The organism is Lunatibacter salilacus (assembly GCF_009797935.1).
In the GTDB taxonomy this organism is placed as follows: Bacteria; Bacteroidota; Bacteroidia; order Cytophagales; family Cyclobacteriaceae; genus Lunatibacter; species Lunatibacter salilacus.
Genome location: NZ_VOLC01000023.1, coordinates 97,600 through 109,207, shown reverse-complemented (window position 1 = coordinate 109,207; position 11,608 = coordinate 97,600). Strand labels below are relative to the sequence as shown.

At 35.6% G+C, this 11,608-nt stretch carries 7 protein-coding genes; 1 reads left to right on the top strand and 6 read right to left on the bottom strand.

Features of this window, described 5'->3' with window-relative positions:
* Positions 1 to 865: 865 nt before the first annotated feature.
* The 3 genes from FQ608_RS23875 to FQ608_RS23865 form a co-directional block, all read right to left on the bottom strand.
* Positions 866 to 1,513: a hypothetical protein gene (locus tag FQ608_RS23875; RefSeq protein WP_158861010.1), complete on the bottom strand. Its 648-nt coding sequence runs from the start codon at positions 1,511 to 1,513 to the stop codon at positions 866 to 868.
* Positions 1,514 to 2,385: 872 nt separating this feature from the next.
* The gene (locus FQ608_RS23870; protein ID WP_158861009.1) at positions 2,386 to 3,672 is read right to left on the bottom strand and encodes a hypothetical protein; all 1,287 of its coding nucleotides are present in this window, start codon (positions 3,670 to 3,672) and stop codon (positions 2,386 to 2,388) included.
* Positions 3,673 to 4,219: 547 nt separating this feature from the next.
* A complete protein-coding gene (locus FQ608_RS23865) occupies positions 4,220 to 4,648 on the bottom strand; it encodes a LuxR C-terminal-related transcriptional regulator (RefSeq protein WP_158861008.1) in 429 nt (142 codons plus the stop codon).
* Positions 4,649 to 5,917: 1,269 nt separating this feature from the next.
* On the opposite strand from FQ608_RS23865, the gene FQ608_RS23860 reads away from it, so the two are divergent.
* Complete coding sequence (locus tag FQ608_RS23860; RefSeq protein ID WP_158861007.1) at positions 5,918 to 6,694, top strand: helix-turn-helix transcriptional regulator; 777 nt, start codon at positions 5,918 to 5,920, stop codon at positions 6,692 to 6,694.
* 36 nt (positions 6,695 to 6,730) lie between these two features.
* Here FQ608_RS23860 and FQ608_RS27930 read toward each other — a convergent pair whose 3' ends face one another.
* The 3 genes from FQ608_RS27930 to FQ608_RS23845 form a co-directional block, all read right to left on the bottom strand.
* Positions 6,731 to 7,513 (bottom strand): response regulator transcription factor, encoded by a 783-nt coding sequence (locus FQ608_RS27930; RefSeq protein WP_317168954.1) that lies wholly within the window; start codon positions 7,511 to 7,513, stop codon positions 6,731 to 6,733.
* A gap of 243 nt (positions 7,514 to 7,756) precedes the next feature.
* Positions 7,757 to 8,464 carry a DUF4288 domain-containing protein gene (locus tag FQ608_RS23850; protein ID WP_158861006.1) on the bottom strand — a complete coding sequence of 236 codons (708 nt, stop codon included), beginning with the start codon at positions 8,462 to 8,464 and terminating at the stop codon, positions 7,757 to 7,759.
* Between the two features lie 150 nt (positions 8,465 to 8,614).
* Positions 8,615 to 11,473, bottom strand: coding sequence for an IPT/TIG domain-containing protein (locus tag FQ608_RS23845; protein ID WP_158861005.1), 2,859 nt, complete (start codon positions 11,471 to 11,473; stop codon positions 8,615 to 8,617).
* Positions 11,474 to 11,608 lie beyond the last annotated feature (135 nt).

The following is an 11,608-nucleotide window of genomic DNA, read 5'->3' as shown; positions in this document are numbered from 1 at the left end:
ATCTAAACTAACAATGATTTTATGAATTTTCTATTAATTTCAAAGATATGAGTAGGTCGAAATGAGCCATTTGACTCAGGTTGAGCCTCTCACACCAACCCGGATACCGGTCTCTTACCGGGCGGTTTAGTGAATTGTAGGTAGTTATTTGACGCAATAGGAAAGCATAGATAAGGAATTGGTGTTTCTCAAAATCGGACTTTGGGTTACTGCCCATCCTCCTTTTCTGTTCTTACTTGTTCATTTGCATGGACTTGGTCAAGACTAGATTGGATCAGGTTTTTACGTTTCCGCTCAGGCTTCAGGGAGTTTCTTTCAGATGAAATCCCTTTTCAACTTTGGTCCGGTGAAAAAAAGGAAAAGGAAGAAATATCCTCCTATGATACCACCTCAATCCAAAAAGGATTCCTCCACAATGTCCAATTTCCAAGAACAGCAAAAAGGGACCCTTCAATTAATTACAAAGGACCCGGCATTTTCCGTAAAGAGAATTTCTGAAACTATGGATATAATTTCTGTAATAAAAGGAAGTAAGAAGTTGGTTCAATAATTGGTTGAGTAATTCTTATTCCATTTGCTCCTTGATTTCTCGTCCATTGCGCTTCTACTACAAAAGGTACCATCATGTCAGAATCTAATACTGAAGTTGGAATAAATTCAAAGATATAATCTCAAATTCCATTTTCAGGTTCGTTTGTGTAAATAGGGTCATTCAATTTAACTTCCAAATTGGTTCTTAAATGTTGATCTGTAACAACCACCCTTACATCAGTAGTAATCTCATTTCGCAGAATTTATGCTCCCATTTAAATTTTTCTCTAATTATTGTAATTTCTATAATTAAATTTTACTCTCGATTGATTATTCATTTGACCAACTTCAAATCTCCAACAATTGGCATATTATTTGTGCACGAACCTAATGCTCGTATTAAAATGGTTCTACCCTTTCCATATATTGTACTTCCCTCCAAAAAATTCAACGTAATATTATTCTTATCTTTTACTGGAATACCATCAATAAATACAGTAAAACTAGTATTTGAACAATTAGTAGTTCCGTAGTTTAGGCTCATCAAAAACTCTTGTTCTACTTTTAATGCTGCAACTAACAAATCATTGGATAAACTAGGATAATAATTCCATGGAATTGATACTGCGAGTCTTTCAGGTTCCTGAATAATTGCCCAAGAACCCTTAACCATTGTTCCTTGTGATAATTGTTCAATAGCAATCTCCTTACCTTCAACTACAACATTACTACCTTCTTGAAATGTTGCTTGAATCGGTTTGCCGTCAACAATTATCCTAAATTGTAAAATCGAGGCATCTACGAGAGATATACATTCTATTCGATAAATTTTCGACTCAAGGCTATTACTTACTGATAATCTAGTAAAAGGATTGTCATTTGTGGTCCGCCACCCTCCTTGCGACAATGTAGCTGTTTGTCCGTAAGCAACAAAATTTATTACTAAAAGAACAAAAACAATAAAACAATTTCTGTTTGACATAGCTGAAATGTTCAATTTTCTAATACCGATAATATATTTAAATACCCAACTGTTGTTATTTTATTGCTACAATATACTCGTTTCAACCGGGGTTAGTATTTTAATGATACTAAGTTAAAAATATTACCAACTCGCTCAAGACGGGAAAGCATATCTATTTTGAATCCGGAAGATATCGATCAAATTCTCAAATTTTTTAATCCATATATAAATATCTGATATGATTTAATATGGTTAACTAGAATTATATAAGTTGCACTTGGTTCATCTTTCAATAATATTAGGAAAATATTACTTTTTGTCAATAGCTAGATTGTGGAACCAAACTAATAACATACTAAATAAATTTATAATTATAAAATTTTATATTTCAATTAGAAAATTTTGCTAATACTGTACATGCTAATATATTATTCCAGATAGTTTGATTTTATTATCTATACGAAATGAAAATAAATATATTTATCTAATTTATTTAGCAATAAACTAAATATTACTTTGGAGTTCAAAATAGTTGAAATAGCATAATTGGACTAAGACTCTTTAATCTTACATGAGGTTTATGCTAGCTTTGAAGCGAAATTATATTTTTATGGATATAAGACCATAGTTCTTAATAAGATCACTAAATAATTGCAATTATACATTAATTATTTCAGTTTTTAGTTAAGAATAAACTAATGGTTTTCGTACGCATTTAAGTCTAATATCTTAGCCACTATAATATTTTTTTTGCTGATTAGTAATTTTCGCAGAACTATGCGGCTATTTTCAACAAAGTTCCGATAAGAAAGCTGCTCTTCAACCATTAACTAAACGAAGTCGGATTTTATTTAAATTACAAATATAAAACCATTGGAAAATTAGTGATTTTACTTTCTGGTTGTTGCTATATTGTAACTGAATCCTATAAACCAAGAGTTAACTATTTTTTCAAAAGTTGGAACTGAAGCAGTACCTTTTGGGAAATATTGTCCTTGATCATCAACTCTTACGGATGAAGAAATTTGCTTTTGTTTCGCCCATGCTTTCCCAATTGTTAGACTCATCATTTTTTCTCTTCCAGCTAAAATAGACCAGCCAAGTAGATACCTGCTTTTTCCATCAAAAGGTGATATCGCTAACCCTAAAGCAGGTCCAGTTTTTATGAAAGATGAAAGGTTAGTATAAATGTGTCCTAAAGCGCCGATAGATACATCTGCGGAAACTGCACGTTCACTTAAAACCGATAAATTTTCATCTTGTCTAGCAACCAAATAATAAGAATTGTCAGAAAGACCCTCAGTATAAAAAAAACCTGAAGAAAAGCTTAGACCATAACCCCAAATTTTATTCGTAAATAAAGTTCTAGTTAGCGTAGAAATAGTGTCATTTTTGTAGATATCTACAAAAGTAAATTTTAATTCAACCAAATCTTTCTCAGCATAGAAGGGCTTAGACGTCACAAAGTTTTTAGCTATAGTAGATCTCTTAATGAAATTAATATAACGAATATAATTTCCTTGTATAATAAGTTCATTGGTTGCACTTATATCTGAAATTATTAATGGATATCTCGTCCTAGATAGTGAAACCTCTTGCTTTAGTAGTTCATCTCCAATTACTTTAACTGTTGAAGCATAAATTATATCACGATTAACATAGGCCCCAATATTTTCTTCATTTACATTATTATCAACATTTTTGTATAAATCAATTATTTTGTTCAATGCAATTCTTGCTTTTGCTGTATCAGTTTTAAAGATAGTTGTGTTATACAGTTCGTCTGATGTCTCTTTTAATTCGTTTAGACGCTCTAAGCCTTTGTTAATATTATCCCTTAATTCTTCTAAAGAATCGTCTAAATTTTCCAATAAGCCTAGTGGACCGCCAGTAAGACTTGTTGATATACCGGGGAGGACCGTTTTCAATATTTCTGGCGCAGTTGAGGAAATGTCAAAAGCTTTTGCTACCACTTTCATACTCGTCACTGCGGAATTCAGTCCAGAGATTTTAACTTTGTAATTTTCACCTTCCTTTAAGGTTGTTTTTACTTTTTTGTCAAGGAGTATTGATTTCTCTTTAATATCTGTTTTCGCATTAAGGTTTAGCTCTGTTTGACCATAAAGAATATTTAAGGTCAATTGCGATAGAATTATTACAAAACTTAGTCTCTTCATGATTTTTTTAATAAAATTTATTTTCAGTATTTATTTTAATTCTGACACTATGCATAAAGTTATTGTTTAGTAAATACTTCTAAAATTGTGAATTGATATTAATTTTGATAAACAACACTATATTTTTAAATATATCGTTAATATAGATTGGAGAATAAGACATTTCTCTTTAATTTGTTAGAAAATACAAATCAATGGCCAAATACTTTTAAAATTCATCAAACTTTGCCTATTATCTTCTGTTTTTAGGAGATCATCCTTTAATTAATACTTTTATTAGTATCAGTAATATAAGACCATATGTCAATGAATTAAATTTATAAAATTCATTAGATTATTTTATAATTTATTTTAAAGTGTTATACATTTTTATTTTTGGGGTACGAATTTTATAAATTAATAAAATCGACTAAAGTTAATTAATATATAAATTTTTCAAGAGACTAATTCCTTTTTATTTGAGCTTTTAATATATTTATTTTTACTATAATAACTAATTAATGAAATTTACATATTAACATTTTAGATTTGCTAATTGAAATAAAAATCAGCTATTCAATCCCTTCACAATCGCCTCCCTCCCCGAATGCACCTGCAACTTCTCATATATATGTTCCAAATGTTTCCTTACTGTTTTATCCGAAATAAACAACTGCTCACCAATCTGTCGAACACTAAGCCCTTTCTTTAACCACTGAAGCACCTCTTTCTCCCTCTTACTCAACTTTTCGGTTCCTAGAGCGGGGAGACTCCCAGAATTTGGCTCGTGTTTCAAATATTTTAAGACTTTGCTTGCCAATGAAGGAGAAAGCGGAAGGCCACCTTCAAGCACCTCGTAAATAGCATTAATCAATAAATGTGGCTTTACTTCCTTCAGAAGATAGCCCGATGCTCCGGCCCTGAGCGTTCCAAATAGCTTCTTTTCATCATCCATCGCCGTCAGCATCAGAATCTTCAAATTAGGATAATTTTGCATAGCTAGGTAATTCCATCTTTCTGAGTATTATGTAAGAAATTATTGAGATCAAAGCCTTGTACTTTTTAGGATCTTACACTGATGCAGCACCTAAAAAGGATTTAAAATCAATTTTCAATATTTTGCAATCTAATTTTTAGGTTCTGATTTCCTGTCTTTGGCGTTTTGTTGTTTAATTGGCCCCCATTTTTAGCTAAACTATATACAATAGGGAGATATCAAAACTAGGCAGAGCACAGGTTTGAAACAATCCCCCTAAAGGAGTATTTTATATTTCTAAGGTAAGTGAAAGTGTTAAAGGAAAAGATTAATTTAGACTAAAATATCAATTTTTAAACTCATACTTCTATACAGAAATTTCATCGTTTAATTATGTTTTATTTATTAAAATGGCGATATTTTTATAAATAATTTTAGCTTTTATTCGAATTAGACGCATAATAATAGCTAAAATCCCCCTTAAATTCAGAGGAACTAGACAGACATTGTACTGAATGCAGGCATCTAGTATCCCCTACCTCTTGGTCGCTCTTACACCATTGCAAGTTTCCTTTATTAAGAGGCATATCTTATGGCTTACTTTGTTTCCACCAACAAAAAAGACATCAGCTCGACGGAATTATGCCGAAAACTAGAACTCAATCAGAAGATCCGCTAGTTTTTCAAGCATTAGGTGATGAAATCAAAAGAAAGTAGCGGTAATCTTACATTGTTAGACGAAGTTAAGGTAGATGAAAGCCTTATATAGAAGGTCAGGATGACAAGGCTCTGAAACGAGTGTAAAAAGAAAATCATAGTAAAAGATATAGAAGAAAAAAAAGCAGTGAGTCCGGCGGTATGGAAGAGTTATTGAAAATGCTTTTAAAGTTAATCTGGTAGGGTTTATGTTGGATGACGGGGAAAAAGATGCCTATGTAAAATCAGAATTTTCGAATGGCTACATTTTTGGGGTTAAAAGGCATTTTCTAAATCTTTTTATGCAGAAATCATACAAAAGGGAGTTAATTTCTAACTTATGCAACAGGTGATCATAATATTAAATTTATGGTTAAAAGGCATTCACCACTTAGTTAGGTATCGACAGCTACACATAAACGAGTACACTTTCAGATTTAACCGTCACCAAAAGAAGGAGAGAATTTTCGTAAATCTGATACAAAGGATGGTGGGAAGGCCTTCGCACCCCTATAAAGAATTATATTCTAAGTGCCTAATTCAAAATTTTATATTACTTTTAGAAGTAATTTGTCGACCTTAATGGTGCCAATTATGAAGAACTCTTCAGATTTAATCTATGCAGTGTGGGATGCCCAAAAAAATTTGATATCTGGAAAATCGAACCCTTTAAAAGAATTTAATTTTGATGACTTTGTCCCGTCCTTTTTCTGTCCGGCAGCTTATTATTATTATGTTGTAGACTTCCCCAATAGGAAATTGGATTTGGTCAGTCCCCATGTAAATACATTGTATGGTATTGAACCATCCAATTTTTCAATAGAGACTTTGATTGGTAAAATTCATCCAGATGATATAGCATTTATGGTAAAATCCGAGGAAAGAGCAGTAGATTTCCTTGTAAATCGTATAAGCCCGGAGCAGGTTGTTAAATATAAGATGTGTTATTGTTTTAGACTTAAGACAATTTACGGTTATAGGCTCTTTTTCCATCAAGCATTAGCCATAAGTACAAATGCAAATGGTGAATTGGATAAAGTTCTGGGAATCCATAGTGATATTAGCCATTTAAGCGAAATCAATAATTATAAAATATCCTTTGTAGGACTCCAAGGAGAACCCTCATTTTTTGAGTTGGATGTATTTTCAGATACCATGTTCCAGACTCCGTCGTCCGTTAATCCTTTTACAGAACGGGAGCTGGAAATTCTAAGCTTTTTCGCAAAAGGATATACAGCCAAGGAAATAGCCACACTTCTTTTAATTTCAGATGAAACGGTTAAGACTCACCGAAAGAATATGCTAATGAAAGCAGGGGTGGAAAAAATAACCGAGCTAGTATCATTCTGTATCAGAAAAGGTTACATCTGACACAATCAGTACTATTTTCCGTTTTTTTTTTGCTTATTAAATCCAACCTTCACCAATTCCTTTGGCCACAAGCTCTACCAAATTATGGCATCCAGACTTACTCAAAATATTTTGCCTGTGAGATTTTACCGTTAAAGTTGAAATAAATAGTTTTTCCGCAATTTCTTTGCTGTCCCTGCCTTCTGAAATTAATTTAATTATTTCCAATTCCCGTTTAGAAAAACATATTACAGGAAATGCTTGTTGTGGATTGTCAATCTCAAATTCGGAAATATTCATGTTTATGTAAGAAGGATCTCCGATTAAACTAATTATTGAAAATTTTCTATTATTAAAACTTGTTATGTGATTAATATTCGAGTGTATAATAAGACCTTTATCGTGATTGCCGTTATCATCGGTAGATAGGACTAAGGATTGGAGACTAAAAAGCTGATATTTACCTGAAGCTGTCTTTAACCTGGCATTATATGAAAACTTGAATTCTTTAATTTTATCTATCCCCACAGTGTTTTTCATTTGGAAAAATGCCATTTCCTCCACTTTAACTACGGTATTTAAATCTTCTGGATGGACAAAACAAAGTATATCTTTTACCGTTTTGATTTGATAAGGTTCAATCCCATGTGCTTCTTTGAATCCACTACTAACATAGGTAATAGTTGAATCTAAATAATCGAGCAAATAATAATAAAACTGGCCCACCGCAAAAATTTCACTTATAATATCTCCAAAACCAAATGACGGTAGGCTTTGGTCTCTATTCTCCTTTAGGCAATTTTCCCGAATTTTCTCAATTAACAAAATTTCATTTTCCATAATGAATGAGCCTTACAATCGGCAAATTTTAAAGTATGTACCTAAAAAACAGTCAGTTGGCTTTAATAAAATTTAGGTTAAAATTAAAGCCTAGTTTCATTTACAAATTAAGTGTTTTATTCGACATTATTTTGACTGTAAAAGAACTTAGGAAAAAAAAATTTGTGTCTAAACAGGGAAGGTTGTACCATACTCAACTTTATTGATAACTTCGGGGAATTTAATGTACTTTATACGGGAAAGTTAATCATGCTCTTTAGTGTATTCCCAAACCCACGTATTTTCGGGTGGCAGTTTTCGTTTTTTCCATTCATAATAAACTTCTGTGCCCTCCAAATCAGGCTCAATGCGGGGGATGTCCATGTAACCCGTAACGTTCAAAACCTCTTCAAATCTGAACCAAACGAATCGCTTTTCACTGCCAAGGTATGGTTTTTCACTTTCGGGAAGTAGCACATTTGCCCTTTCTTCCGCTTCATTTTCATTAGCTGCTTTAATTAAGATAATCGATTCTTCATACGTCTGAAGTCCATTGGTCTGACCTTCGATTAATATTCCAAACCTAGCTTTTACGGAGAAATATCTGTCTGTTGGTGCTGCCTGGGAGACTTCTTTAGCTTCCACCCCTTCAATTGAATTAATCACCAAATGTTTAACATAAGTTTTATCTTTTAATGAAAAAACGGATTTGAGGATAATTTTGTCATTAATTACACGCGGTTCAACCCGTGTCCCTAAAATAATTTTAGAGTTTTTCAGCTTAAAGTCCTTCTTAAGTGAGGCATAGCTCTTTTGCAATGTGGTTTTAATTATGACTTTCCTTGTTTCAGGCGATATATCCATAAAACCATCCCTGTTGGCATCGAACAGAATAATATTAACGTCGGCTAATTTTTCACTTTGCATGGCGTCATTTAGCTCAATGTCAAACCCTTGTATTATTTCTTCCATTATTTGAAGTAGTAATTAGCTTTTTTAAAAAGGTGTTTTTGTTTGATTTCAGAATTTATAGCCCTTTTAAGATAGTGACTTATTAAACCTGCGTTAAAATTCCTAAAAAGCAAACTCTTTTATATCCATCATCTATTCGGTTATTTTCACTTATTTCTTCACCAACCTTTGTACCCATTTTTCCCTGCCATTTTCCAAATAGACAAAATACACTCCCGCGGCGACATAGCTGATATCAACAGTCAATTCGCTGCTGTGCACCTTGCCTAAATCGATGGTTTTAATGGTTTTGCTTTGGGTGTCTACTATGGTTATCATTCCATTTGGAAGTGAACCCGTTGTTGTTGTCATGGAAAATAACCCCGTTGTCGGATTGGGAAAGAGACTGATTATTTTTTCCATGGGCTTTACAATGATCCCCGTGATTTCGTCATAAACAAAATCAGTGGCACTTGTGACCGTTCCATCCAAGTTCGTGATAAGAATAGGGCCAGTTCCCAGATCTTTTGGAATTGTAACTTTAATTGTCTCATCATCCACTACTTCAAACTCCACTGGCTTGCCATTAATGGTCACACTGGTAACTCCGGTATAATATTTTCCAATCAGTGTGACTATCGCACCTTCTCCACCCTTATCAGGGGTAAATGATGATAAAATAGGTGGTGTCTTTTCAGGTTCTGGTATTTCGAAGACAAAATCCGTGGCACTGATAACTGTTCCGTCCACATTGGTGATCCTAATCGGACCTGTTCCGGCGTCATCCGGTACCGTTACGGTAATCGTTTTGTCATTGACAATCGTATAGACTGCTGGTTTTCCATTGATTGTCACTTCAGTTACTCCTGTGAAATACTTCCCGTTTAGCGTCACAAATGTGCCCGCAATGCCTTGGTTCGGAGCAAAACTGTTTAGGACAGGTGGTGTTTTTTCGGGAATTGGATCTATAAAAACAAAGTCCGTTGTACTGGATACTGTGCCGTCCGGATTGGTGATGCGTATTGGTCCGGTACCGGCTTCAGCAGGAACAGTTGCTCTGATGATATTATTATCAACGATGGTAAATGTTGCAGGCTTTCCGTTAAAGGAGACAGTAGTAACTCCGGCGAAATGATTACCACTAAGGGTTACCTCCGCACCGGGACCGCCCTGACCTGGAGTAAATCCAATCAATACGGGTGGTGCTTTTTCCGGAACTGGTACCTCCACCTTAAAATCAGTCGTACTACTAACTTCTCCATCTCCATTCACAATCTTAATTGGGCCATCTTCCGCATCTTCTGGAACGATGACTGTAATTGTCTCATCATCGACAATGGTAAATGTCGCAGCTGTGCCCCCAAAAGTAACACTAGTTACTCCGGTGAAATACCTTCCTGTTAGCGTAACCTCTGTGCCCGGTATACCTTTATTTGGAGCAAATTCAGTGAGCGCTGGGGGATTTTTCTCAGGTGATGGGATTTCAAAAACAAATTCCACCTCTGAACTTCCGGTGCCGTCCGCATTGGTCACCTCGATAAGGCCGGAACCTGCATCAACTGGAATTATCAGCGTAATGGTTTCGTCATTGACTATAACAAATTCAGCTGGCTTGCCATTGACCGATACTGCTGTGGACCCTGTAAAATGCTTTCCGGTAACGGTCACTTCGGTTCCTGCTTTACCGTTTTCGGGAATAAAACTTGCCAGAACTGGTAGATTCAGAACAGGAACTGAAACCTCATAGACAAAATCCACCCCGCTTATCGCTGTTCCGTTTTCTTTGACAACTTTTATCGGGCCATCCCCGGCTTCTGCTGGTACGGTAGCATGTATGGTTTCCGCATTGACTAAGGTAAACTCCGCCTCTTTATCGTTAAATAGTACCGAAGTGGTTCCGGTAAAGTATTTTCCAGAAAGTGTCACCTCAGTACCCGTAGGTCCTTTTGGTGGGGAGAAAGAGATAATTTCAGGCAAAGGCGAATCAGAGAGGTTGATACAATGTTCCCCCAAAGGTTTAAATGATTCCAGATTACCCGCAAAATCCCTGGCCAAGGTCACAAAGCAATAGGTACTGTCTTTGATTCCCGTATCAAAGACATACAGGGACTGATCCCGAAGGTCTGTGGCTAACGGTAGCAAAGGACCGCCGTTTACACTGTAATAAAGGTCATAGGTTTCCAGACCTGATCCCTCATCTTCGGATTCGGTATGGATATGGTAGATTTGATTCCCCGTATCTTCTAGGGAAGTAATTTTAGATACCGGAGGTAGGGGATCCAGGTGGTTTATCCAAATATTCGTGGCGAGTGGGGCATTGATATCGAAGATGATAAAGGCCTGAGCGGAAATGCTATCCAGTCGGTCCAATCCCTTGTTGGCCTGAACGGTAAAATTAACAAACCCCTCTCCTTTACCGATTTTCCCGGATGCAATATCCACGGCTGTGGTGTCATTGACAGGTAAAAACCCTACCAAAGCATCCTCCGGAGGAAGCCCCGTTGCCGAATCCAGGGATTCAAAAATCCAAAAAGCTTCCCGTCGGTTTACATCTATGCCTGCCGTGACATTCACCAGCACACCCAGGGAGTCTGTCACATCCAGCGTACCCTGGTAAAAGGAGGAATTCGATGGAACCTTAAAAGTAAAGTCCCCAAAACCAAAATCAGCAAGGCGCAGGGAATTTATATTAATATTGCTGTCAAGGGGATGGTTGATTTTCACCACTTGGGCTGGTGCCGTAGCAAAGTCAGGGTCGTTTTCAAAGCGAATGGTATAGTCCAAAAGCTGACCTGGCGAGATCCATTGGAGTTCACCATAGCCTTTGGGGCCAATGATATCGTTGGGATCGATGGCGACAAGAATGGGGATTCTATATTCCGGGCCCTTTGGCGGTTCTGGCGGGGCTTCGTCTCCACCGCCACCATGTTCTTCCCCCTGAGGTCCGGCACCATCAGGACAGTCTTGGGCCCGAGATAGGGAATTCAAAGATGCTAAAAAACAAATCAATATAAATAGTTTAACCTTCATAGTCAGGCTCTTAATTTTTCATTTCAAAAGGGTATATTTAACTAATTGAATTAGGCTCGAAATAATTACAAACCTAATTTAACCAGCTAGCAAACTGCTTTTACCGTTTCAAATAAGATAGCAAATTCAGATCTT